Annotated in this window: 21 protein-coding genes and 1 pseudogene; 17 read left to right on the forward strand and 5 right to left on the reverse strand. The window is 71.0% G+C overall.

Translation table 11 applies throughout. The features are described from left to right. Positions 1-14: 14 nt before the first annotated feature. The 3 genes from glk to CCR97_RS17335 all read left to right on the forward strand — a co-directional run bounded on the left by glk (position 15) and on the right by CCR97_RS17335 (position 1892). Positions 15-968 carry a glucokinase gene (gene glk / locus CCR97_RS17325; RefSeq protein ID WP_201159701.1) on the forward strand — a complete coding sequence of 318 codons (954 nt, stop codon included), beginning with the start codon at positions 15-17 and terminating at the stop codon, positions 966-968. Between the two features lie 64 nt (positions 969-1032). Continuing rightward, positions 1033-1374, forward strand: a complete 342-nt coding sequence (locus CCR97_RS17330) for a type II toxin-antitoxin system TacA family antitoxin (RefSeq protein WP_245428993.1) — start codon at positions 1033-1035, stop codon at positions 1372-1374. Next, positions 1362-1892, forward strand: coding sequence for a GNAT family N-acetyltransferase (locus tag CCR97_RS17335; protein ID WP_111358288.1), 531 nt, complete (start codon positions 1362-1364; stop codon positions 1890-1892). Before CCR97_RS17330 ends, CCR97_RS17335 begins: the two co-directional genes overlap by 13 nt. A 14-nt stretch (positions 1893-1906) precedes the next feature. Here CCR97_RS17335 and CCR97_RS17340 read toward each other — a convergent pair whose 3' ends face one another. The 3 genes from CCR97_RS17340 to bioF all read right to left on the reverse strand — a co-directional run bounded on the left by CCR97_RS17340 (position 1907) and on the right by bioF (position 5034). Further along, positions 1907-3037: an SbmA/BacA-like family transporter gene (locus CCR97_RS17340; protein ID WP_111358289.1), complete on the reverse strand. Its 1131-nt coding sequence runs from the start codon at positions 3035-3037 to the stop codon at positions 1907-1909. A 156-nt stretch (positions 3038-3193) separates the two neighbouring features. Beyond that, positions 3194-3877: a dethiobiotin synthase gene (bioD, locus tag CCR97_RS17345; protein ID WP_111358290.1), complete on the reverse strand. Its 684-nt coding sequence runs from the start codon at positions 3875-3877 to the stop codon at positions 3194-3196. Next, entirely contained in the window at positions 3874-5034 is a 1161-nt protein-coding gene (bioF, locus tag CCR97_RS17350) for an 8-amino-7-oxononanoate synthase (RefSeq protein WP_111358291.1), read from the reverse strand. The genes bioD and bioF overlap by 4 nt, the downstream gene beginning before the upstream one ends. Positions 5035-5239: 205 nt before the next feature. Between bioF and CCR97_RS17355 the strand changes: the two genes are divergently transcribed. Beyond that, complete coding sequence (locus CCR97_RS17355; protein ID WP_111358292.1) at positions 5240-6532, forward strand: adenosylmethionine--8-amino-7-oxononanoate transaminase; 1293 nt, start codon at positions 5240-5242, stop codon at positions 6530-6532. After that, positions 6532-7458 (forward strand): 2-dehydropantoate 2-reductase, encoded by a 927-nt coding sequence (locus CCR97_RS17360; RefSeq protein WP_201159702.1) that lies wholly within the window; start codon positions 6532-6534, stop codon positions 7456-7458. Before CCR97_RS17355 ends, CCR97_RS17360 begins: the two co-directional genes overlap by 1 nt. Positions 7459-7585: 127 nt before the next feature. On the opposite strand, the gene rimO is transcribed toward CCR97_RS17360, so the two are convergent. Both rimO and CCR97_RS17370 read right to left on the reverse strand, forming a co-directional pair. After that, positions 7586-8950: a 30S ribosomal protein S12 methylthiotransferase RimO gene (gene rimO / locus CCR97_RS17365; RefSeq protein WP_111358293.1), complete on the reverse strand. Its 1365-nt coding sequence runs from the start codon at positions 8948-8950 to the stop codon at positions 7586-7588. A gap of 96 nt (positions 8951-9046) precedes the next feature. Continuing rightward, complete coding sequence (locus tag CCR97_RS17370; RefSeq protein ID WP_111358294.1) at positions 9047-9817, reverse strand: YwaF family protein; 771 nt, start codon at positions 9815-9817, stop codon at positions 9047-9049. A gap of 251 nt (positions 9818-10068) precedes the next feature. Here CCR97_RS17370 and CCR97_RS17375 point away from each other — a divergent pair, with 251 nt between their 5' ends. The 12 genes and pseudogenes from CCR97_RS17375 to CCR97_RS17430 form a co-directional block, all read left to right on the forward strand. Beyond that, on the forward strand, positions 10069-10542 hold the full coding sequence (locus CCR97_RS17375) for a hypothetical protein (protein WP_201159703.1): 474 nt from the start codon (positions 10069-10071) through the stop codon (positions 10540-10542). Between the two features lie 78 nt (positions 10543-10620). Further along, positions 10621-11526: an SDR family oxidoreductase gene (locus CCR97_RS17380; RefSeq protein WP_111356604.1), complete on the forward strand. Its 906-nt coding sequence runs from the start codon at positions 10621-10623 to the stop codon at positions 11524-11526. 197 nt (positions 11527-11723) lie between these two features. Further along, positions 11724-12104 carry a hypothetical protein gene (locus CCR97_RS17385; RefSeq protein WP_201159704.1) on the forward strand — a complete coding sequence of 127 codons (381 nt, stop codon included), beginning with the start codon at positions 11724-11726 and terminating at the stop codon, positions 12102-12104. Positions 12105-12416: 312 nt separating this feature from the next. Continuing rightward, complete coding sequence (locus CCR97_RS17390; RefSeq protein ID WP_111356606.1) at positions 12417-12791, forward strand: hypothetical protein; 375 nt, start codon at positions 12417-12419, stop codon at positions 12789-12791. Between the two features lie 30 nt (positions 12792-12821). After that, a complete protein-coding gene (locus tag CCR97_RS17395) occupies positions 12822-15509 on the forward strand; it encodes an autotransporter outer membrane beta-barrel domain-containing protein (protein ID WP_111356607.1) in 2688 nt (895 codons plus the stop codon). Positions 15510-15866: 357 nt separating this feature from the next. Next, positions 15867-16970: an NAD/NADP-dependent octopine/nopaline dehydrogenase family protein gene (locus CCR97_RS17400; protein WP_111356608.1), complete on the forward strand. Its 1104-nt coding sequence runs from the start codon at positions 15867-15869 to the stop codon at positions 16968-16970. A gap of 11 nt (positions 16971-16981) precedes the next feature. Then, on the forward strand, positions 16982-17989 hold the full coding sequence (locus CCR97_RS17405; protein ID WP_111356609.1) for an LLM class flavin-dependent oxidoreductase: 1008 nt from the start codon (positions 16982-16984) through the stop codon (positions 17987-17989). Positions 17990-18105: 116 nt separating this feature from the next. Then, the gene (locus tag CCR97_RS17410; protein ID WP_111356610.1) at positions 18106-19089 is read left to right on the forward strand and encodes a Bug family tripartite tricarboxylate transporter substrate binding protein; all 984 of its coding nucleotides are present in this window, start codon (positions 18106-18108) and stop codon (positions 19087-19089) included. A 219-nt stretch (positions 19090-19308) separates the two neighbouring features. Then, positions 19309-19758, forward strand: a complete 450-nt coding sequence (locus tag CCR97_RS17415) for a tripartite tricarboxylate transporter TctB family protein (protein ID WP_111356611.1) — start codon at positions 19309-19311, stop codon at positions 19756-19758. Between the two features lie 10 nt (positions 19759-19768). Next, a complete protein-coding gene (locus CCR97_RS17420) occupies positions 19769-21271 on the forward strand; it encodes a tripartite tricarboxylate transporter permease (protein WP_111356613.1) in 1503 nt (500 codons plus the stop codon). Positions 21272-21584: 313 nt separating this feature from the next. Continuing rightward, positions 21585-22610, forward strand: coding sequence for a Bug family tripartite tricarboxylate transporter substrate binding protein (locus tag CCR97_RS17425; protein WP_111356612.1), 1026 nt, complete (start codon positions 21585-21587; stop codon positions 22608-22610). 190 nt (positions 22611-22800) lie between these two features. After that, a pseudogene (locus tag CCR97_RS17430) lies at positions 22801-23244 on the forward strand (hypothetical protein); the annotation flags it as partial.

A 23244-nucleotide genomic window follows, 5' to 3' on the forward strand; every position in this document is an offset into this window, starting at 1 on the left:
GGCGGGACAGGATCGTGACGCGTGCCGTGCTGCTCGCCGACATCGGCGGGACCAATGCCCGTTTCGCCATGCTGACGGACCGCCTCGGGGCGATCCGTCACCTGCCGGTCGCCGAGTATCCGTCGCCGAAGGACGCCGTCGCGACGTTCCTCCGGGCCGAGGCGCCGGGCATCCGGCCGACGGCGGCCGTGCTCGCCGTCGCGGCGCCCGTGGAGGGCGAGACGGTCCGCTTCACCAACAGTCCCTGGGTGATCGAGGCGGCCGAGCTGCGCGCCGCCTTCGGGATCGAGTATGTCGTTCTGGTCAACGACTTCGAGGCGGTGGCGTGGGCCCTGACCGCACTCGGTCCCGAGGATGTGCGGCCGGTCGGCGCCGGCACGGCCGTGCCGGGCGGCCCCCGGGCGGTGCTCGGCCCCGGCACCGGTCTCGGCGTCGCGGCCCTGGTGCCCGGTCCCGCCGGTCCGGTCGTGGTGCCGACCGAGGGCGGCCACGCGAGCCTCGCCGCGACGACCGATCGCGAGGCGGCGGTCGTCGCGGTGCTGCGCCGCCGCTACGGCCATGTGTCCAACGAGCGGGCGATCTCGGGACCCGGGCTCGAGGCGCTCCACGCCGCCATCGCGGCCGTCGACGGCATCGCCGTGCCCGCGCGGAAGGCGGCCGAGATCAGCCGCTTCGCGGGCGAGGGGACATGCCCGGTCTGCCGCGACGCCGTCGCGATGTTCTGCGCCATGCTGGGCAGCGTCGCCGGCGATGTCGCGCTGTTGTTCCGGGCGCGCGGCGGCGTCTTCGTCGCCGGCGGGATCGTGCCGCGGTTCGGCGCGGCCTTCGCCGCATCCGAGTTCCGCGCCCGCTTCGAGGCGAAGGGCCGCTTCCAGGAGTACCTGGCCGCGATCCCGACCGCCGTCATCACCCATCCCGACGTCGCCTTCCTGGGGCTTCATGCGATCGCGGCGCGGGTGCGGGCGTGATGGTCTCTGTATTGACAATGTAGATACGGGCCGCCATCGTCCGGGGATGGCGAAGCAGGGACCAGTGACGAAGAGGCGGTCTGCCGCGGCCGGCGTGAAGGGCACCGCCGCGCGGTCGGGGACGGCTGCGAAATCCGGGACCGAATCCAAGGCGGCCATCAACCTGCGCATCGAGCCGGACACCCGGCGGATGATCGACAGCGCCGCGGCGGCGCTCGGCAAGACCCGCACCGAGTTCATGATCGAGACGGCCCGCGCCCGCGCCGTCGACGTGCTGCTCGACCAGCGGCTCTACGTTCTCGCGCCGGACCGCTACGCGGCGTTCGTCCGGGCGCTCGACGATCCGCCGCCGCCGGGCCCGAAGCTGCGCGCCCTTTTGGGACGCAAGCCGGCATGGGACACCTGACCGACGAGCCGCGACGTGCCTTCGAAGGTCTCTCGGCGCCGGTTCCGCTGACCGGCGCGCACGATCTCTCGGCCTTCGACTGCGGCGAACCGGTTCTGAACGAGTGGCTGCGCCAGCGCGCCGCGAAGAACGAGAGCCGGTTCTCGCGGACCTATGTGGTCCCCGCGGGCGCGCGCGTCGTCGGCTACTACTGCGTCTCGGCCGGCGCCGTGGAACGCGCCGCATCGCCGGGAAAGCTCCGCCGCAATGCGCCCGACGCCATCCCGATCGCGGTGATCGGCCGGCTGGCGGTCGACCTGACCGTCGCCGGCCGGGGGCTGGGCGCGGATCTGCTCGGCGATGCGTTGCGGCGCATTGCGGCGATCTCGCGCAGCATCGGCATCGCAGCCGTGCTGGTCCAGGCCAAGGATGACCGCGCCCGGCGCTTCTATCTCGCCTGCGCCGAGTTCATCGAGCACCCGGCCGACAGCCGGACCCTGTATCTCCCGATCGAGACCGTGATCGCCGCGTTCGAGTGACCCGGCGACGCCGCTCAGATCATCACGTGGTCCTGCTGATCCGGCGTCGGGGTCGGCACCGGATCGGGGATGCCGTCGGCGTCGTCGAGGGCGTGGAGCAGGGTGGCGACGCGGTTCACCGAGGAGCGCCATTCGGCGACCCGGTGGTAGTTGTCGACGAACCAGTTGAAGGCGAGCTGCACCGACACGAAGGCGGCCGACGCCTGGGTGAGCTCGCCGAGCGACATCTCGCCGGACAGGAACTTCGGGGCGCACATGATCCAGGCCGACACCGGTGCCAGGAGGATGTCGGTCTGCGACACCATGGTGGTGCCCATCAGCTGATGGCAGAGCTGGCGCCAGCGTCGCAGCACCTGGGTCAGGGCGACGCGCACGCCGAGCAGGTCGGCGACCTCCACCGGGGCGGGGGGGACGCGCTCGCCGAGCTCGCGGATCTCGTTGGTGGCTGCGCGCAGCTCCGCCTCGGCCTGATTCTCGGCCTGGATCACCGACGTGAGATTGCGGCCGACGAAGGCCATCGCAGTGGTGAACATCAGCGTGTAGACGACCGCCGCGACGACCAGATAGGCGTGGATGGTCAGTGTGTGGCCGCCGACCTGGAAGCGGAAGTCGCCGCCGACCGTCCACAGCACGTTGATGAACACCAGCGCCGTCACCACGGCGTTCAGAAGGCCGATCGCCATGTCGACGGGCGCGTCGGTGGCGATGCGGGCATCGAAGGAGATTCGGTACTCGGCGTTCTGGTGCTCGCCGTCGACCGAGCCGAGCCGCTGGTAGCGGCGCTCGTCGAGCCAGAGCGCCAGCAGATGCCGGGTCAGCCATTCGCGCCATTTGCGCTGCGTGGTCATCCGGCCCCAGACCGAGGTGATCGACAGGCTGACGCTGAGGATCGCGAGCGGCACGAACCAGCCGACCTGGGTCCACAGCGCCGCCGCGTCGCGGCGCTCGAGGGCGTTGAAGAAGTCGCGGTTCCAGTAGTTGAGCTGGTACTGCACCGCGATCTGCGACAGCACGATGCAGACGAGCCCGAGGGTGAGCGGCCAGCTCACCCGCGCCGATCGCTCCCGCCAGAAGCCGGACGCGCTCCGCCAGTATCGCCCGAACAGGTGCCGATGCCGGTCGTCCGCTGCGTGCGGCTGCGTCATGCGATCTCGCCTCGCGCCCGGGTGCGGAGAACGGTCCGCCGCACACGACGCGCCTCGTCCACGCATACGCCCGGACGGACGGAGATCAAGTTCGGTCGATCCGGGATGGGCCGGCGGACATGTCCGCCGGCCGGTGGCGATCGGCGGGCCTGCGACTCACACCAGCGCGGCGAGTTCGTCGAACACCGGGTGCTCGGGCGCGCTCTCCGGCGGCAGCCGCGGCACGGCGAGCACCGGCAGGCCCTTGCCGAAGGCCTCGAGCGCCCCGATCGTGTCGTCGAGCGGAACCACGGTGCCGTCGTCGCTCTGGCTGACCACGATCGCCGAGACCGACAGGCCGCGCTGCCGCAGCACCTCGAGCGCCGTCAGGGTGTGGCTGATCGTGCCGAGATAGCTGCCGACCACCAGCACGACGGGGGCGCCGACCGCGACCATCAGGTCGAGCACGGTGCGCGAGCGGTCGAGCGGCGCCATGATGCCGCCGACCCCCTCGATCACCATCACGTCCTTGCGGGCCGCGATGCGCTCGCGGCAGAAGGCGATCACGGCGTCGGCGTCGATGCTGCGGCCTTCCCGGCGGGCGGCGAGATGCGGCGACAGCGGCGCCTCGAATCGCCACGGCGCGACGGCCGCGATGGTCTCCTCGGTCGGCTCCTGGCCCGCGGCGGCGACCAGCAGGCCGGCATCGCTGCCGTCGGCCTCGCGCGGGTCGTAGCCGCTCTGCACCGGCTTCAGCGCCTCGACGGTGCGGCCCTTCGCCTTGAGGGCCTTGATCAGCCCGCGGGACACGAACGTCTTGCCCACCTCGGTGCCGGTGGCGCTGACGAATACGACAGTCATGACACGTTCCCCACTACGCGCTCGCGGACGAGATCCGCGAGACGTTCGACATCCTGGTCCGGGTGGGCGGGCGTGAAGGTCAGCCGCAGCCGGGCCGTGCCGGCCGGCACGGTCGGCGGCCGGATCGCCACCACCAGGTACCCCTCCTCGGCGAGCATGCGCGAGGCGGCGAGCGCCGCCTCCGCCTCGCCGACCAGCACCGGCACGATCGGGCTCTGGGGGTCCGGAAGCCCGACGCGCCGCGTGAACAGCCGCGCCTTGGCGATCGGGGCTTCGGCGAGGCCCGGATCGGCGGCGATCAGATCGAGTGCCGCGATCGCGGCGGCGACCACGGGCGGCGGCAGCCCGGTCGAGTAGACGAGCGTGCGGGCCCGGCTCTTCATCAGCTCGACGACGGGGCGCGATGCGCACAGATAGCCGCCATAGGCGCCGATCGCCTTCGACAGTGTGCCCATCTGCAGCGGCACGTCGGCGGGCTCGTCGAACGCGTAGCTCGAGCCGCGGCCGCCCCCCAGAACACCGATGCCGTGGGCGTCGTCGGCCATCAGCCAGGCGTCGTGGGCGCGGGCGAGCCGGCCGAGCGCCGGCAGCGGCGCCAGATCGCCGTCCATCGAGAACACGCCGTCGGTGAGCAGCAGCGCGTGCCGGTGGGCCGCCCGGTGGGTGGTCAGCAGCTCGTCCGCATGGGCGACGTCGTTGTGGCGGAAGACGTGCACGGCGGCGCCGCTCATCCGGCTGCCCGCCATGATGCAGGCATGCGCCCACTCGTCGACGACGATCAGGTCGCCGCGCCCCGCCAGGGCCGGGATGACGCCCGTGTTGGTGAGATAGCCGGAGCCGAACACGCAAGCCGCCTCGGCGCCCTTCAGCCGGGCGAGGCGCTCCTCCAGCGCGCCGTAGAGCGGATGATTGCCGGTGACGAGGCGCGACGCGCCGGAGCCGATGCCGTAGCGGTCGAGCGCCTCGCGCGCCGCCGCCAGTACGGCCGGGTGATGCGAGAGGTTCAGATAGTCGTTGCAGGAGAAGGACAGGTAGCGGCGGCCGCCGCGCTCCACGACCGTGCCGGCCGCGCGGGCCGTATGGACGAGATCACGCCGCAGGCTCTGCGCCGCGAGGGCGTCCAGCTTGGCGGTGGCGAAGGCATCGAGGGAGGTCATCGAATCAGGGTCTCGGAAGCGAAGGCCGGACGCCGCGACGAAAGCGGGTTTCGTCTCGGATCGGGGTACGGTACTGGACCGTCGGCCGGGCCGGGTCGTCCCGCCGGCCGAACCGCAAGGGTGGCCGCCCGCGATGACAAGAGCAACCGACGATGCCGAGGGACACGCCATGCACGGCCTGCATGATGCTGTTCGCAAAGGCGAAATGGGTCATGCTGGGGTCGCAGAGCCGCCATCCTGGTGGACACGCGGTCGTGATCGGGTGTGGCTTCCCTATGCACAGATGAAAACCGCCGCGCCGCCGCTGCCGGTCGCCGCGACCCGCGGCAGCCGCATCGTGCTGGCCGACGGCCGCGAGCTGGTCGACGGCGTCGCCTCGTGGTGGACGGCCTGCCACGGTTACAATCATCCACATATTCGCATGGCGGCCGCCCGCCAGCTCGAGACGATGCCGCACGTGATGCTGGGCGGCCTTCTGCACGAGCCGGCGGCGCGATTGGCGACGCGACTCGCCGCGCTGCTGCCCGGCGATCTCGGCCGCGTGTTCTTCTCCGACTCGGGCTCGGTCGCCGTCGAGGTCGCGATGAAGATGGCGGTCCAGTTCTGGATCAACTCCGGCGTCCGCGGCCGGACGAAATTCGTCGCCTTCCGGGGCGGCTATCACGGCGACACCACCGCCACCATGGCGGTGTGCGACCCGGACGACGGCATGCACCGGCTGTTCAAGGGACTTCTGCCCGAGCACCTGATCACCGACCTGCCGCGCGACGAGGCGACGACCGCGGCGCTCGATCGGCTGCTCGGGGAGCGTGCCGAGGAGATCGCCGGGATTCTGGTCGAGCCGCTGGTGCAGGGCGCCGGCGGCATGCTGTTCCACGACGCCGCCGTGCTGGCGCGCCTGCGGGAGTTGGCCGACACGCACGGCACGCTGTTGATCTTCGACGAGGTGTTCACCGGCTTCGGCCGCACCGGCGCGATGTTCGCCTGCGCGCCGGCCGGGCAGGGCGGCGCTGGCGTGGTGCCGGACATCGTGACGCTGGGCAAGGCGCTGTCGGGCGGCACGCTGCCGCTGGCGGCGACGGTGGCCAGCGAGCGGGTCTTTCAGGCGTTCTGGTCGGACGATCCGATGGCGGCGCTGATGCACGGGCCGACCTTCATGGGCAACCCGCTGGCCTGCGCGGCCGCCAATGCCTCGCTCGATCTGTTCGAGCGCGAGCCGCGGCTCGATCAAGTGAAGGCGATCGAAGCGCAGATGGCTGATCAGCTCGCGTTGTGCCGCGACCTGCCGGACATCGTCGATGTGCGGGTGCGCGGCGCGATCGGGGTGGTCGAGCTCGACTCCATCGACATTCCGGCCCTGAAGGCGCGGTTCGTCGAGGAGGGCGTCTATGTGCGACCGTTCGGAAAAATCGTCTATCTCACGCCGGCCTTCACGATCGGCGAGGACGACCTGTCCAGGCTGACCGGAGCGATCGTGAACGTGCTGGGATCGAGGTGATGGTGAGGGAAGAGGCGGTGCGCGTCGCCGTGATCGGCGGCGGCGCGATCGGCGGCTTGTTGAGCGCGCATCTGTGCGACGCCGGACACGACGTGACCCTGTGCGTGCGCACGCCGTTCGAGGCGCTGGTGGTCGAGCGCGGTGGCTGCGGCGACACCGTGCCGGTGCGCATCGCCACGTCGCCCGATGACGTCGCTCCGGTGCCGTGGGTGTTGGTCGCCGTGAAGTCGCAGGACACGGCGGCGGCCGGGCCCTGGCTGCGCGGGCTCGTCGGGGACGCGACGACCGTCGTCGTGGTGCAGAACGGCATCGGCCATGCCGAGCGCGTGGCGCCCTTCGTCGGGGCCGCGACTGTGCTGCCGGCATTGATCTACTCGGGCGTCGAGCGCCTCGCACCTGGGCACATCAGGCTGCATACGGAAGGCCGCATCACGGTGCCGGAGGGCGCGCCGGGAAGCGCCTTCGCGGCGCTGATGAGGACGTCTGGGCTCGCCGTCCACCAGGAGCTGGACTTCGTCACGGCGGTGTGGCGCAAGGTGCTGACCAATGTGGCCGCCAACCCGATCACGGCGCTGACGCTGCGCCGCATCGGCATCTTCCAGGACGCCGACGTCGCGGCGTTCGGCGAGACGCTGATCGCCGAGGCCGTGGCGGTGGGGCAGGCCGAGGGAGCAAAGATCGGCGCCGCCGACGTCGCCCATACGCTGCATCTCCACAAGACCTACAATCCCGCCACCGGCACCTCGATGCTCTACGACCGCCTCGCCGGCCGGCCGATGGAGCACGAGTTCATCACCGGCGCGGTGGTCCGCACGGCGGAGCGCCACGGCCTCGCCGTCCCGTTCAACCGGGCGATCCTGACATTGCTGCGGGCGCTGGCGGGTGGAGCTGCGGCCGAGCGCTCGACCATCGACCCGTCATCCTGAGGTGCTCGCGCAGCGAGCCTCGAAGGATGCGGCCGCCGCTCCGGCCGTCGCCCTTCGAGGCCCGGCTTCGCCGGGCACCTCAGGGTGACGGTGAGACGTCGGGGCGTTCTACTCTCGTCCTCTGCCCTCAGAACCCCACGGCCGTGCCGTGCAGATCATAGGCGTCGGCGCGCTCGATCTTGACCGTGGCGATCTCGCCGACGCGCAGCGGCCGGCGCGAGACGACGTGGACGCTGCCGTCGATCTCCGGCGCGTCGGCCTTGCTGCGGCCGCGCGCGATCCCGCCCTCGATCGCGTCGATGATCACCTGCTGGCGGGTGCCGATCTTGCGCTTCAGGCGGCGCGCCGAGATCGCCTGCTGGCGCTGCATGAAGCGATGCCAGCGCTCCTCCTTCACGTCGTCCGGCACGGCGGCGCCGAGATCGTTGGCCGGCGCGCCCTTCACGGGCTCGTACTTGAAGCAGCCGACGCGATCGAGCGACGCCTCGTCGAGCCAGGCGAGCAATTCCTCGAACTCCTGCTCGGTCTCGCCCGGGAAGCCGACGATGAAGGTCGAGCGCAGCGCGATGTCGGGGCACAGCTCGCGCCAGCGCGCGATGCGCTGAAGCGTCTTCTCCTGCGCGCCCGGGCGACGCATGCGCTGCAGCACCGAGGTGGCGCCGTGCTGGAACGGGATGTCGAGATAGGGCAGCACGCGCCCCTCCGCCATCAGCGGGATCACCTCGTCGACATGCGGGTAGGGGTAGACGTAGTGGAGCCGCACCCACACGCCGAACTCGCCGAGTGCGCTCGACAGATCCAGGAACTTCGCCCGCACCTCGCGGTCGCGCCAGACACTCGCGGCGTATTTCAGGTCCACCCCGTAGGCCGAGGTGTCCTGCGAGATCACCAGCAGCTCCTTCACGCCTGCGGCGACCAGCTTCTCGGCCTCGCGGAGCACGTCGGCGGCCGGGCGCGAGACGAGGTCGCCGCGCAGCTTCGGGATGATGCAGAAGCTGCAGCGGTTGTTGCAGCCTTCGGAAATCTTCAGATACGCATAGTGGCGCGGCGTCAGCTTGATGCCCTGCGGCGGCACGAGGTCGACGAACGGCGCGTGCGCGGGCGGGGCGGCGCGGTGCACGGCCTCCATCACACTCTCGTACTGCTGCGGACCCGTCACCGCGAGCACGTTCGGAAACCTCTCGGTGATCGCGTCGGGCTCGGCGCCCATGCAGCCGGTCACCACCACCTTGCCGTTCTCGGCCATCGCCTCGCCGATGGCGGCGAGCGACTCCGCCTTGGCGCTGTCGAGGAACCCGCAGGTGTTGACCAGCACCAGGTCGGCGCCGGCATGCGTGCGGGTCAGCTCGTAGCCCTCGGCCCGCAGCCGCGTGATGATGCGCTCGGAATCGACCAGCGCCTTCGGGCAGCCCAGCGACACGTAGCTGACTTTTCGCACGATGCCCGGCTCTCCGGATGGGCTATCGGGCGAGGGCAGGGCGTTGGTCGGCATCGGAGCGGGGGCCTTCGGGTTGCGGAAGGGCCGCTTCCTAGAGCAACGGGCGGCGCTTGGGAAGCCGGGGGCCGCCGCGGCCCGGTCACCCGCCCGTCACGCCGCCTCCGGCTCCACTGCGGTGTCGGCGGCGCGCCCGAAAAAACGCCAGGGCAGGAACACCAGCAGGAAGCCGAGGCCGGCCAGCGCCGTCATCACCAGCACGCGGCCCGGCCACGGCCCGAGCATGGCGACGAAAGGTGGGATCAGCTTGGTGTCAGCCGGGTCGCCCACATAGGCGTAGTTGGAGCCGAGTGCGATGTTGAGCACGAACACGGCGCCGACATAGCCGATCGTGAACACGGCGGCGCGGCGGAAGTCGCTCCAGTCGGGCCGGAAGCCGAGCACCACGATGTCGTAGATGGCGTAGCCGAAGATGATGGTGTGGGCGATCCAGAAGCACCAGAACAGCGGCGAGGCAGGGCCCTGGACGAGGGTCGGCTGGATGAACGCCTGGGTGGTCAGCGCGAAGGCCCAGAAATAGAGCGTCGCCCGCAGGAATCGCTTCTGCGAGATCAGCGCGAGCGGGGCGATCACGCCGCCGACGTCGCAGATGTGCAGCGGCAGGCCCGAGACGATGTCGATGCCGCTCCAGTTCCAGGCGATGTTGTAGATGCCCCAGACCACGAAGGCGAACGCGGCGAGCCCGGCGCGCAGGCGCATCTCGGCCGGTTCCGTGAGCCGTCGCGCGACCAGCACCAGGATCGCGATCGCCGCGAAGCAGCCCAGCACCGAGACGAGATGCAGGGTGCCGAACGGCGTGAACGTCTCCCACGAGATCCTGTCCCACGAGAACGTGTCGAGCGATCCGGTGGCGTTGGCCGGCATGGGTTCCCTCCCGCGACGGGGCCGGCGAGTCGCCAGCCCTCACCGAATTGTGCGGTCCGCAGATTGCACGAATAAGGCAGCATTCGCCGCGCCGTGAACGGCCGTCCGCAGGCTTGGACGCGCCGCGACGATTTCCCGGCCGCCGGCGTGAACCCTCCGCCCGGCCGGGCGCACCGAGGACCGAACGGGGATCCGTTCGGGGGGCGCAACGCCTGCAGGCGACGGCTCTCGCCGTCCGAGGAGGACTTCGCATGCGTGACCATTCGACGGGTGGTGCTTCGGGTCGTCGCCTCGCGAACCGGCTGGGCGCGCTGCGCGCGGCCGGGCTTTCGGGGGCGGCCGCGGCCGCGCTCCTGGTGGTCGCCGCGCCGGCGCCGGCCAACGCCCAGATGATGGGCTTCGGCGGCATGGGCGGCGGCGGCTTCGGCGGCGAGCAGATGGCGAGCCAGATGGCGCCCATGTTGGAGATGATGAAGCAGCGCATGGGCAAGAAGCGCTACGCCCAGCTCATGCAGACCTTCGGCCCGATGATGGCCAACATGATGGATGGCGAGGGTGGCGGCGGCTTCGGAGGGGGCGGCTTCTCCTCGGCCGGGTTCGGCGGCATGGGGGGAATGGGCGGCATGGACATGGGCGCCATGATGGGCATGGTCAGCGCCATGGACTGGCGCTCCATGCAGGGCCTCATGGGCTCGCCCCGCAAGAGCCGGAGAAGCCGCCGGTAGGACCATCCGCCGCCGGGCTTGCCGGCCGTGCCGGAACCCGTCATGTCCCCGGTCTCGTGAACGACACGGGAGCGGGGCATGGCACGGCACGAATTGGCGGAGCAGGGCGTGGCGTCGGCGGACAACCGGGATCTTCTCGGCAAGACGATCGTGATCACCGGCGCGACCGGCGGGATCGGGCTCGAGACCGCGATCGCGCTGGCGCGGCGGGGCGCCGGGCTCGTCCTGGTCGGCCGTGAGCGGACGCGCGGCGACGCCGCGCTGGCGCGCCTGCGCCGCGAGGCGCCGGGTGCGATCGCCGAGGCCGACTATGCCGACCTGGCGTCCATCGCCGAGGTGAAGGCACTCGCCGCCCGGTTGTCGGGGCTGCCGCGCATCGACGTCCTCCTGAACAATGCCGGTGGCATGTTCGCCCGCCGCGAGGTGACGGCCGAGGGGCTCGAGCGCACCTTCGCCCTCAACCACATGGCCTATGTGGTGCTGACCCTCGGCCTGATCGACACGCTTCGCCGCTCCGGCCCGGCCCGGATCGTCAACGTCGCCTCCGAGGCCCACAAGGGCGTGACGCTCGACTTCGGCGATCTGCAAGGGGAGCGCGGCTTTTCCGGCTGGCCGGCCTACCGGCGCTCCAAGCTCGCCAACATCCTGTTCACCCGCGAGCTGGCGCGGCGGCTCGCCGACAAAGGCATGACCAGCGTCACGGCGAACTGCCTGCACCCCGGATTCGTCGCGACACGCATCGGCGACAACAACAGCGGCCTCTGGGGCATCGGCATCCGGTTCGCCAAGCTGTTCGCCTTGTCGCTCGAGCAGGGTGCGAAGAACTCGATCCATGTCACCACTGCACCTGAGTTTTCGACGACGAGTGGTGCCTACGTCGTGCGCGGCCGGATCACCGATCCCTCGGCCGCCGCCCTGGACGACGCGGCGGCGCGCCGCCTGTGGGACGCGAGCCTCGCAATCGCCGGCCTCACAGGGTTGTGACCGGCCGATCCGGCCATCCGGGCCGGAATGGTTAATTTCGACCCGCGATCGCGGGAACCATTGCTGAACCTTGTCGTTAGCTCGTCCGACGGAACGGGGGAACGATCGGTGGAATGCAACGAGCTTTTCACTGATTTCGCGCATGGTCGCGCACCCGATCTCGCGCACCGGATCGTTTCGAGGGGAGACATCGACACATGACGACTGCTTTCGTTCGTTGCGCCGTGGCGGCGCTCGCGGCTGGGTCCATCGGCGCCGTTCTGGCGACCCCGGTTCCGGCCAACGCGAGGACCGGCTTCGACGGGGTGTGGAGCGTGGTGGTGGTGACGGAGCAGGGCGACTGCGACCGCGCCTACCGGTATCCGATCCGCATCAACGACGACGGCAGCCTGATCAACGCGGGCAGCACGTCGTTCGACATCTCAGGCAAGGTCGCCCGCGACGGCAAGCTGGTGGTCCGGCTGAGCTACGCCGGCAAGAGCGCGACCGGCCAGGGCCGCCTCTCGGGCGAGGCCGGCACCGGCAAGTGGTCGGGCGGCGCCTGCGCCGGCACCTGGACGGCCGAGCGTCGGGGCTAGCCCAAGCACTCCGGCCGCGAATCGGCCGCGACAGATTTGCGTTCCACGCGGCGGTCGGAGGCAGCTCCGGCCGTCGCGGTCGTTTTGCGACACAACCAAAGATGGATTTCGGGTCATGCGGCAGCGCCTCGGTGGCGCTGTCGCCCGTTCCGTGTGGCGGCGCCGACACACCCCCGAAAGTCTATCCTTCCTTACCAAAGAATTAACCCGCCCCCGGATTGCCGGTCCTCTGGCCGCCGTCGACTATCCCGGCTCGCCTCGATCGTTCGCCCGCGATGCCGTCGCCCCCCGACCTGCCGAAGGACTCCATCCGTGCGCCACGTCCGGACTCCGCCCGCCGTCGCCCCGTGGTCCGCCTCTGCCCGCCGGCTCCGCGTCCGGACGCGTGACGCCCTTGCGAGCGGCGTCGCGCTCGCGGCCCTGCAGGTCGCGCTGGCCGGTGCGGCGGCGACGCCGGCGCAGGCCGGCTGCACGATCACCAGCGACGTGGCGCCGGTGTCGAGCCAGTGCGACGCGAGCTTCGTCAGCCTGCGCACCGGAACGGGCGCGACATCGCTGCTCATCACCGACATGACGACGGTCGGGGTCGACATGGCGCCGTCGGGCATGACCACGCCGACCAGCCACACGCTGATCATCGGCGGAACGACGACGATCAGCAATCCGAGCTACAGCGCCGTCTACTAGCAGACCAACGCGGCGAACCACGACATCGCCGTGACGCTCGGTTCCGGCGTCACCATCACGTCGGTCGGCGGCTTCGGCGCCGTGTGGATGCGCAACGACACGTCCGGAAACATCTCGATCGACAACGCCGCGACCATCATGTCGTCGGGCGCGGGGGCCCCGGGCATCACGGCGACGACCAATCTCGGCGCCGTCACGATCACCAATTCGGGCCGCGTCACCTCCAACGACGACTGGGGCATCTACGCCGACGGCGGCTTCAACAACACCATGGTGGCGCCCGTCACCGTGTCGGTCACCAACAGCGGGACGGTCTCCGGCTACAAGGCCGGCATCCGGGTCATCGACTATCACGGCCACGCCCAGCTGACGAACACCGGGACCGTCACCTCGACGACCCGCCAGGGCCTCGTCGCCTGGGCGCAGACCGGCTCTACCGCCATCGTCAACACCGGCACCGTCACGTCCTACGACGACAATGCCGTGCATGCGATGACCGACAACGGCCCCGTCACGGTGACCAACAGCGGCACCCTGGCCGCCTACGACAACACGGCGATCGCCGATTCCGGCGTCGGCCATACCGGCATCTGGGCGCAGGCGGACGTCAGCGGCGCCATCGTCGTCACCAACACGGCGACCGGCGTCATCACGGCGCCGAGCGACTGGGGCATCAAGGCGCTGACCCCGTCCGGCGACGTCACCGTCACCAATGCCGGCATCATCTCGGCGCGCGGCGGCATCTCGGCGCAGAGCAGCAGCGGCAACGTGACCGTCACCAACTCCGGCACCATCACGGCGACCGCGACGACCAACCCGGTCGCGACCGCGCTGTCCGCGACGGCCGGCACCGCGAGCTTCACCAACACTGGCACGGTCAACGGCGGTTTCACGACGGCGGGCGGCACCAGCCTGATCGTCAACCAGGGCACCTGGAACCTGCTGCCGGCCGGCGTCGCGACGGCGAGCTGGACACTCGCCGGCACCACGCGCTTCACCAATGCGGGCCTGCTCACCGTGGCGGCCGGCGGCTCCGCCACCTTCACGGGACCGGCCGGCACCACCACCTTCACCAACGCGCGCTCCGGCACGATCGCGCTCGGGGCGGGATCGAGCCTGACGCTCACCGGTGCGACCTTCGTCAACGAGGGCACCGTCACGGTCGCGGCCGGCGCCAACCTGTTCGCATCGACCGTGCAGGTCGACGGCACGCTGACCGTGAACGGCACCTCGACCGGCGACGTCGAGGTTCGCAACGGCGGCCTTCTGAAGGGCTCCGGCACGATCGGCGACACCGAGGTGCAAGCGGGCGGCACCGTGGCGCCCGGCAACTCGATCGGCACCATCACGGTGGCCGGCAACTACGTCCAGGCGGCGGGCTCGGTCTATGCGGTCGAGATCGGCCCGAACGGCACCGCCGACCTGATCCGGGTGACCGGCACGGCGACCATCTCGGGCGGCACCATCGCGGTCTCGACGCTCGGTGCCGCGACGGTCGGCACCCGCTACACCATCCTGACCGCGGCCGGCGGCGTCACCGGCGCCTATGCCGCGGTCGCCAATGGCGGCGCCGTCTCGGCCTTCGCCTCCGCGAGCGCCGCCTACGATCCCAACAACGTCTATCTCGACGTGCGGCTCACCCGCGCCTTCACGGCGGCGGCGGCGACCGCCAACCAGGCCGCGGCGGCGGCCGGGCTCGGCAGCCTGACCAACGCCAGCGCGCTCTACAACGCCGTCGCCTTCCTGCCGACCGACGCGGCGGCGCGCGCCGCCTTCGACCAGATCTCGGGCGAGGTCCACGCCTCGACCAAGGGCGCCCTGATCGAGACCGCCGGGCTGGTGCGCGATGCCGCCCTCGACCGCGTGCGGGCCGCCTTCGACGCGGTCGGCCCCGGCGCCGAGCGGTCGACCGTGTGGAGCCGCGCCTTCGGCACGTGGGGCACGGCGAGCGGCGACGGCAACGCGCGCGCTTTCGACCGCTCGACCGGCGGCTTCGTGGTCGGTGGCGACGGCGCCCTGCGCGACGGCTGGCGCCTCGGCCTCCTGGCCGGCTACAGCCGCACCACCGCGTCGGGCAGCGCCGGCGCCGCGACGGCCGACGGCTATCACGTCGGCCTCTACGGCGGACAGCAGTGGGGCGCGCTCGGCCTGCGCGCCGGTGCCGCCTACACGTACAACGACATCGCGACGTCGCGCAGCGTGGTGCTGACCAACTTCTCCGATCGCCCGACCGCCGACTACGGGGCCGGCACGGCGCAGGGCTTCGCCGAGTTCGGCTGGAAGGTGCCGGTGGGGCGGAGCGTGCTCGAGCCGTTCGCGGCGCTCGCCCACGTCAACCTGCACACGGAGTCGTTCACCGAAGCGGGCGGCGGCGCGGCGCTGCGGGCCGGATCGGACGACACCGGCGTGACCTTCACGACGATCGGCCTGCACGGCACCGCCGACATCGCCCTCGGCGCCGCGGCCGGCAAGCTGCGCGGAACAGTCGGCTGGCGGCACGCCTTCGGCGACACCGATACGCTCGCGACGCTGGCGCTCGCCGGCGGCAACCCGTTCGCGGTGGCCGGTGCGCCGATCGCCAAGGACGCCTTCGTCAGCGACATCGGCCTCGACGTCGCGGTCGCGGCGAACACGACTGTCGGCGTGTCGTGGCGCGGCCAATACGGCAGCGACATCTCCGACCAAGGCGTCCGGGGCAATCTGCTCGTGCGGTTCTGAGCGGGCGGCACGGGCGACGGTATCTGAGCTTCGTCATCGCGGGGCGTGGACCGCAGGTCCGCGAGCCCGGGATCCATACGCCCGGCGACAGTGGCTCACGACGGACAGGGGTTATGGGTCCCGGGCTCGGCGCCCACGCGCCGCCCCGGGACGACCCGCAGTGCCCGGCATCCACTTTGCATAAAGACCGTTGCCTCGGCCGCCCTGGTATGCAGACTTGGGCGTCCTTCAACCGCGACGGTTCTTCGCGCGCATGCCGTTCAGCCTCGACCGTTCTCCAGCCGAAGTCGTGCCGCGCAGCCGCGCGCGCGGCGTCACGCCCGACCTTCGGCCGCGCCTCACCGGATTGTCCGAACCATGAGCATCAAGTCGATTGCCGTCCTCGGTGCGGGTCATGGCGGCTTCGCGGCCGCCGCCGATCTCGGACGCCGCGGCTTCTCGGTTCGCCTGCACGCCCGCAACCCCGACCGGCTGGCCCCCATCCGCGCCCAGGGCGGCATTGTCGCCCGCGGCATCGTCGACGGGCTGGTGCCGGTCGACCTCCTCACCAGCGACGTCGCCGAGGCGGTGCGCGGTGCCGACCTGATCATGCTGGTGGTGCCGTCGGTCGCGCACGAGACCTATGCGCAGGCGTTGGCGCCGCTGCTCGACGGCTCGCAGCCCGTGTTCGTCAATCCCGGGCACACCGGCGGCGGCCTGCATTTCGTGCACGAGCTGCGCCGCGCCGGCTATCGCGGCCCGGTGAAGACCTGCGAGACCGTGACGCTCACCTACATCACGCGCCTTGAAGGACCGGCGATTGTCAACATCTACAGCTACACCAAGCGGCTGCGCTTCGCGGCGTTGCCGGGCCGCGACCGCGGCGCGCTTTACGCGCTGATGAAGCCGCTCTATCCCGAGATCATCGAGGCGTCGAGCGTGCTGGAGACGGCGCTCGCCAACATCAACGCGGTGTTCCATTCGCCCGGCATGATCATGAACGCCGGCTGGATCCAGCACACCGGCGGGAACTTCCTGTTCTATCGCGAGGGCATCACCGACGCGGTCGGCCGCGTCACTTCGGCGGTCGACGCCGAGCGCATGGCGGTGGCGAAGGCGCTGGGTGTGCCGGCCGTGTCGTTCCTGCAGCTCTTCCACGACGCCGGGCTGACCACGGCGGAGGCGCGCGACTCCGGCGACATCTCGCGCGCCTGCATCGAGAGCGCGCCGAACAAGACGATCAAGTCGCCCGGCACGCTCGACCATCGTTACGTCCACGAGGACGTCGGCTACGGGCTCGTGCCGATGGCGGCGCTCGGGCGCGTCGCCGGCGTGCCGACCCCGACCATGGACGCGCTGATCCAGCTCGCCGGCCTCTCGCTCGGCATCGATTACTGGCGCGACGGCCTGACGCTCGAGAAGCTCGGCCTCGCCGGCAAGTCGGCGGCCGAGCTGCTCGCGCTCGTCGAGACCGGGACCTGAGGGGCGACGCGATGGCGGGGCGGGTGCGGATCGGTGTCAATTTCGACGGCTTCGTGCCCACCGGCGAGGCGATCGCGCTGGCGAAGGACGCGGTCGCGGCCGGCGCCGGCAGCCTGTGGGTCGCCGAGCATCTCGGCTATCGCGAGGCGATCGCCACCTGCATGGCGTTCGCGTTCGCCGTGCCGGGCGAGGCGGCCCTCGTGCCGACCGCGGTGAGCCCCTATGTGAGCCACGCGGTGCCGACCGCGATGGCGCTCGCGACGCTCGACGAGGTGGCGCCCGGCCGCGCCGCCATCGCGGTCGGCACCGGCAATCCGATGTTCCTGAAGGAGGCCGGGCAGGCGATGGTGAAGCCGGTCGCGGCGGTGCGCGAGTTCGTCGCCGCGCTGCGCGCCCTGTGGACCGGCGAGCCCGTGCACACCGAGGGCGATTTCGTGCGCCTCGCCGGCGCCCGCCTCGCCGTGGTGCCGAAGACGTCGATTCCCGTCTACGTCGCGGCGATCGGCCCCGACATGCTCAAGCTCGCCGGACGCGTCGGCGACGGCGTCGTCCTCTCGGCCGGGCTGTCGACCGACTCGGTGCGCCAGTCGATCGCCCATTGCCTGGAGGCCGCGACCGGGGCAGGGCGCGATCCTGGAAAAATCGGGCGCGCCGGCTACATCTTCTTCGCCGCCTCGCGGGACGGGAGTGCCGCGCGGGACATCGTGCGTGAGCGGCTCGCCTTCGTGATGCGCAACAAGTTTCTTGCCGAGAACATCAAGGCGTCCGGCATTGCGGTCGACCACGAGGCCGTGATCGCCGCGATCGCGCGCCGCGACATCGCCGGCGCCACGGCGCTCGTCTCCGACGAGGCCGTCGACGCCTTCGGCATCGCCGGAACGCCCGACCATTGCATGCAAAGGCTCGCCGACTTCGTCGCGGCCGGGCTCGACGAGCCGGTGCTCGGCCTGCTCGGCACGCCGGAGGACTGTGCGCTCGGCCTCGACGTGATCCGCCGCTTCGCGGCCGAAACGCAATGACGCGCGACGATCGTCCGCGCGACGACGCGGCACGTTTCTTGAAGTGCAGGGGGCCGCTCCGGGCTCGTCTCCGGACCGATCCCCGCCCGTGACGTCCATCTGATCAGGAGACCACCATGAAGCGCAGGGATCTATTGAAGCTCGCCGGTGCCGGAGTGATGGCGGTCGCCGCGCCCGCGGTGTGGACCGGGGCGAGCGCGCAGGCCTTCCCGTCCGGACCGATCACGCTGGTCGTCGCCTGGCCGCCGGGCGGCGGCAGCGACATCAGCATGCGGCTGCTCGCCGACGCGCTGTCGAAGCAGATCGGCGTGCCCGTCGTGGTGATGAACAAGCCCGGGGCAGGGGGCGCGATCGGGCATCGCGAGGTGGTGACGGCGAAGCCCGACGGCTACACGATCGGCATGCTGGCCTCGGGCGGCGTGTCGCTGCCCTATCTCAACCCGCAGGCCAACACACTCGACGAGATGGAGCCGATCGCCTTCTTCGGCGAGGATCCGTTCGCCCTGCAGGCCAGCAACGCGAGCGGCATCGGTTCGTTGAAGGAGCTGATCGAGCGCGCCCGCGCCAATCCGGGCAAGCTGCGCAACGGCAACGACCAGCCCGGCGGCTCGTCCTACATCGCCATCTCGATCTTCGAGAAGCAGCTCGGCTTCAAGGTCACCAAGGTGGCCTACGGCGGCTACGCCCCGACCGTCACGGCTCTGATGGGCGGCGAGATCGACACGGCCGCCGTGCCGGTGCCGGACGCCATCGAGCCGCACCGCTCCGGCAAGCTGAAGCTGCTCGGCGTGTCGGCGGCCGAGCGCCACTTCATGGCGCCCGAGATCCCGACCTTCAAGGAGCAGGGCGTCGACCTGATCGCCGGCTCGTGGCGCTGCATCATCGGGCCGAAGGGCATTCCGCAGGACCGGCTGACGGTCCTGGAGACCAGCATCCTGAAGGTGCTCAAGGACCCCGAGTTCGTCGACAAGGCCAAGAAGGCCGGCTTCGCGATCCAGCCGGGCGACGGCAAGTTCACGGCGGCGCGCTGGAAGAAGGACGACGCCGAGCTCTATCCGATCCTGCTCGAGGCCGGCCTCGTGAAGGCGCGGCAGAAGTAGGCGGCGGAGACGAGACGCCTAGGACCGTCACCCTGAGGTGCCCGGCGAAGCCGGGCCATGGCAAATCGGCTTGCCGACTTGCCGACGTTACAATCCGATCTCGGGCAAGCCCGAGATCGGGTGGGCGACGGCCCGGGTTCTCCGGGCTGCTACCGGGGCCACATCCTTCGAGGCCCGGCGTTGCCGGGCGCCTGAGAATGAGGAGCGAGGTGATCGAAGGTGCGCATCGGGCCGACCAAGAATCTCCTCGCCGGACTGATGTTCGTCGGCCTTGGGCTCGGTGCGCTCTGGCTCTCGCGCGGCCTCGATATCGGGACGGCCGACGCGATGGGCTCGGGTTACTTTCCGCGCCTCGTCGCGATGCTGCTGATCGGCTGCGGCGGCGTGCTCGCCGCTCTTGCGCTGATCCGGCCCGACGGGCGGCCGGAGGCGTGGCACTGGCGGCCGCTCGTCTGCATCACGCTCGCGGCGCTCGCCTTCGCGCTGCTGCTGCGTCCGCTCGGGCTGGTCGCGACCCTGGTCCTGACGATCCTGATCGGCGCCGGAGCCGGGCCGCTGCTGCCGCCGCTGCGGCTCGCGCTGCTCACCCTGGTGCTGGTCGTGGTCAATGTCGGCATCTTCGTGATGGCGCTCGGCATGCCGATCCGGCTGTGGCCGGCGCTGTCGTGAAAGCCCCGTGATGCCCGATCTCTTCCAGAACATCGCGCTCGGCTTCTCGGTCGCGGCGACGTGGCAGAATCTCGGGCTCTGCCTGTTCGGCTGCGCGGTCGGCACCGCGATCGGCGTGTTGCCCGGCATCGGGCCGCTCACCACGATGGCGCTGATCCTGCCGGTCACGTTCTGGCTGTCGCCGGTCGGCGCGCTGATCATGCTGGCCGGCGTGTTCTACGGCGCCCAGTACGGCGGCTCGACCACGGCGATCCTGGTGAAGATCCCGGGGGAGACCTCCTCGGTGGTGACGATCCTGGACGGCCATGCGATGGCGAAGCAGGGCCGCGCCGGGCCGGCGCTCGCCATCGCGGCGCTCGGCTCGCTGTTCGCCGGCACCGTGGTGACGCTGCTGATCGCCGTCGCCGGGCCGCCGCTCGCCGCCGTCGCGCTGATGTTCCAGTCGGCCGACTACGTCTCGGTGATGCTGCTCGGGCTCGTCTCCGCCGTGGTGCTGGCGCACGGCTCGATCCTCAAGGCGATCGGCATGATCGTGCTCGGCGTGCTGTTCGGCCTCGTCGGCACCGACGTCTCGACCGGCGACTACCGCATGACCGGCGGCCTCGACGTGCTGTTCGACGGCATCGGCTTCGTGCCGCTGTCGATGGGCCTGTTCGGCCTTGCCGAGATCATGATCAACCTGGAGGAGAAGACTCAGGCGCGCCCCGCCGTGCTGCGGGTGCGCGAGCTGATGCCGTCGCGCGCCGATTTCCTGCGCTGCCTGCCGGCGATGGTCCGCGGCACCGCAGTCGGCACCGCCTTCGGCATCCTGCCGGGCGGCGGACCGACCATCGCGGCCTTCTCGGCCTACAGCCTCGAGAAGAAGGTCTCGCGCACGCCCGAGCGCTTCGGGCAGGGGGCGATCGAAGGGGTCGCCGCGCCCGAGACCGCCAACAACGCCGCCGCACAGGCCTGCTTCATCCCGATGCTCAGTCTCGGCGTGCCGCCCAACGCCCTCATGGCCCTGATGATCGGCGCCATGATGGTGCACGGCATCACCCCGGGTCCCGAGATCATCACCAAGCAGCCGGTGCTGTTCTGGGGCCTCATCGCCTCGATGTGGATCGGCAACGCCATGCTGGTGGTGCTGAACCTGCCGCTGATCGGGCTGTGGGTGCGGCTCCTGCAGATGCCCTACGGCTATCTGTTCCCGAGCATCCTGGTGTTCTGCTGCATCGGCACTTACACGCTGAACTCCAGCCCGGCCGAGGTGCTGATCATGACGGCCTTCGGCGTGATCGGCTACGTGTTCCGCAAGCTCGACTGCGAGCCGGCGCCGCTGCTGCTCGGCCTCGTCCTCGGCCCGATGCTGGAGGAGAACTTCCGGCGCGCCATGGTGCTGTCGGGCGGCGACTGGAGCATCTTCGTCACGAGGCCGCTCAGCCTCGGCTTCCTGCTCGCCGCTGCGGGCCTCCTGGTCGCGGTCGCGCTGCCGGCGATCCGCAAGGGGCGCGAAGAAGCGTTTCGCGAGTAGCGCGAGCGCTGCGCGGCGGCACCGAATCCATGCGGCGCCCCTTATGGTTCATGATCAGTAAACATTCCGTTCGCGGAGCTCGGCGTGCGACGCGCGCCAGTCCGCGCTCATACGCATGCGGGTCTACGTGATCCGCCCGATTCCTCAGCAGGCAGTTGCAGTTAAATAAGGCACAGGACGGTACGTGCACCGCTCCCGCGTGTCGCCGGAGAACCTGACGACCTTCCGCACCTTCTCTCCCCGACGACAGGCGTGAGGTGGCCGCGCGCGCCGCGACAGCGAGCCCGCGAATGGGCCGCGACGGGAGACGACCGTGTTACGCCGACTGCTGGCCCCGATCGCCGCACTGCTCCTCGTCGGAGCGGTCGCGAGCGTGGCGGACGCCCAGATCTATCCCACCCGCCCGGTCCATATCGTGGTCGGCTTCCCGGCCGGCTCGACGACCGACATCCTGGCCCGCATCTACGCCGACAAGCTGACCGAGTACTTCAACCAGCGCTTCATCGTCGAGAACATCCCGGGCCATTCGAGCAACGATGCGGCCGCGGCCGCGGCGATCGCCGATCCGGACGGCTACACGCTGTTCGTGGCGAGCAACGCCCAGTCGGCCAACGCCGCGATCCTGCCCGAGCAGCCCTTCGCGTTTCCGCACGCCTTCGCGCCGATCGCGATGCTCGGCCGGGCGCCGACCGTCGTGGTGGTGAACCGCGCGCTCGGCGTCGGCTCGGTCCGTGAGCTCGTCGCGCTCGCCAAGACGAAGCCCGGAACCCTGCGCTACGGCACGTCGGGCCTCGGCACCGGCGGACACGTCGCCGCCCAGCTGTTCAAGGCTTCGGCCGGCGTCAGCATGGTGCAGGCCACCTACGACGGCAGCCACGAGGCCGCCGCCGACCTCGTCGCGGGACGGCTCGACGTCCTGTTCGCGCCGCTGCCGACCATTGCGGGCATCGCCGCCGACCGCCGCATCGTCCAGCTCGCCACCACGGGCGCGCGCCGCAGCCCGGTCGCCCCGCAGCTGCCGACGCTCGCCGAGGAGGGCATCGCCGGCGTCGATGTCGGCCTGTGGTTCGGCCTGATGGCGCCCCGCGGCATCCCGGGCGAGGTCCAGCGCGAGATCGCCAATGCGGTGACGCGCGCCGTCGATTCGCACTTCTTCAAGGACAACCTGACGGCGAGCGGCGCCGAGCCGGTGCGCGCCACGCTCGACACCTTCGCGGCCTTCCTCGAGATCGACATGCCGACCTGGGCCAGCCTGGTGTCGCGCGCGGGGGTCTCGGTCGCGGATTACGAACGTCCGGCCGTGCGGACCGCTCCGACCCTCCCGGTCAACGGCCACTGAGCCGCCGCCTCGCGGCGCACCGACAGGGCGGGCCCCACCAGGCCCGCCCTGTCGCGTTTTCGGGCGGCCCGGTTCGGGCCTCGCTGCGGGCCGCAGGCCCTTGTGTGACCCAGCTCACGGTTGCAGGGCCGGGGAGGGGGCATCCTCACCCTCGACACCGGGCCGCTGGCCCGACCGACGGGAGGATCCCATGACGACGCTCCGCAAGGCTCTCGGCAGCACGATTGGAATGACCTTCGGTCTCGCCGCCGCCGTGGTCGTGCTCGGCACGTCCGCCCAGGCCGGCTCGTTCAGCGTCCCGGTGAACGGCGGCACGGTCCGCATCGATTTCGACGAGCGCTGCCGCGACAAGCTGTGCGGCACCGTCACCTGGCGCGAGCGCGGTGCCCGCGAGGCGCAGCGGTACGACCTGCCGGCGGTCGGCTGGAAGGACATCGAGAGCCTCGCCAAGGGCAAGCTCGGCGGCTTCGGTGGCTTCGGCAAGGACGACGACGAGGACGACACCGAGGTGACGGCGGTGCCGGCGCCGCAGTGGAACGCCCGCCCGACCGCCAAGGCCCCGACCGGCCAGCCGCCCGTGGCCGCTCCCGCGCCGGCGCCGACCGCTCCGGTCGCCGCTCCGGCCCAGACGACC

Origin of the sequence: Rhodoplanes elegans, assembly GCF_016653355.1 — a bacterium.
GTDB classification, from domain to species: Bacteria; Pseudomonadota; Alphaproteobacteria; order Rhizobiales; family Xanthobacteraceae; genus Rhodoplanes; species Rhodoplanes elegans.

Bases quoted from the DNA above. Each gene is read 5' to 3' on its own strand.
- CCR97_RS17355 (WP_111358292.1), top strand. From the start codon at position 5,240: ATGGGTCATGCTGGGGTCGCAGAGCCGCCATCCTGGTGGACACGCGGT.
- CCR97_RS17335 (WP_111358288.1), top strand. From the start codon at position 1,362: ATGGGACACCTGACCGACGAGCCGCGACGTGCCTTCGAAGGTCTCTCG.
- CCR97_RS17420 (WP_111356613.1), top strand. From the start codon at position 19,769: ATGCCCGATCTCTTCCAGAACATCGCGCTCGGCTTCTCGGTCGCGGCG.
- CCR97_RS17375 (WP_201159703.1), top strand. From the start codon at position 10,069: ATGCGTGACCATTCGACGGGTGGTGCTTCGGGTCGTCGCCTCGCGAAC.
- CCR97_RS17400 (WP_111356608.1), top strand. From the start codon at position 15,867: ATGAGCATCAAGTCGATTGCCGTCCTCGGTGCGGGTCATGGCGGCTTC.
- CCR97_RS17405 (WP_111356609.1), top strand. From the start codon at position 16,982: ATGGCGGGGCGGGTGCGGATCGGTGTCAATTTCGACGGCTTCGTGCCC.
- CCR97_RS17370 (WP_111358294.1), bottom strand. From the start codon at position 9,817: ATGCCGGCCAACGCCACCGGATCGCTCGACACGTTCTCGTGGGACAGG.
- bioF (WP_111358291.1), bottom strand. From the start codon at position 5,034: ATGACCTCCCTCGATGCCTTCGCCACCGCCAAGCTGGACGCCCTCGCG.
- CCR97_RS17360 (WP_201159702.1), top strand. From the start codon at position 6,532: ATGGTGAGGGAAGAGGCGGTGCGCGTCGCCGTGATCGGCGGCGGCGCG.
- CCR97_RS17340 (WP_111358289.1), bottom strand. From the start codon at position 3,037: ATGACGCAGCCGCACGCAGCGGACGACCGGCATCGGCACCTGTTCGGG.
- rimO (WP_111358293.1), bottom strand. From the start codon at position 8,950: ATGCCGACCAACGCCCTGCCCTCGCCCGATAGCCCATCCGGAGAGCCG.
- bioD (WP_111358290.1), bottom strand. From the start codon at position 3,877: ATGACTGTCGTATTCGTCAGCGCCACCGGCACCGAGGTGGGCAAGACG.
- CCR97_RS17380 (WP_111356604.1), top strand. From the start codon at position 10,621: ATGGCACGGCACGAATTGGCGGAGCAGGGCGTGGCGTCGGCGGACAAC.
- CCR97_RS17410 (WP_111356610.1), top strand. From the start codon at position 18,106: ATGAAGCGCAGGGATCTATTGAAGCTCGCCGGTGCCGGAGTGATGGCG.
- CCR97_RS17385 (WP_201159704.1), top strand. From the start codon at position 11,724: ATGACGACTGCTTTCGTTCGTTGCGCCGTGGCGGCGCTCGCGGCTGGG.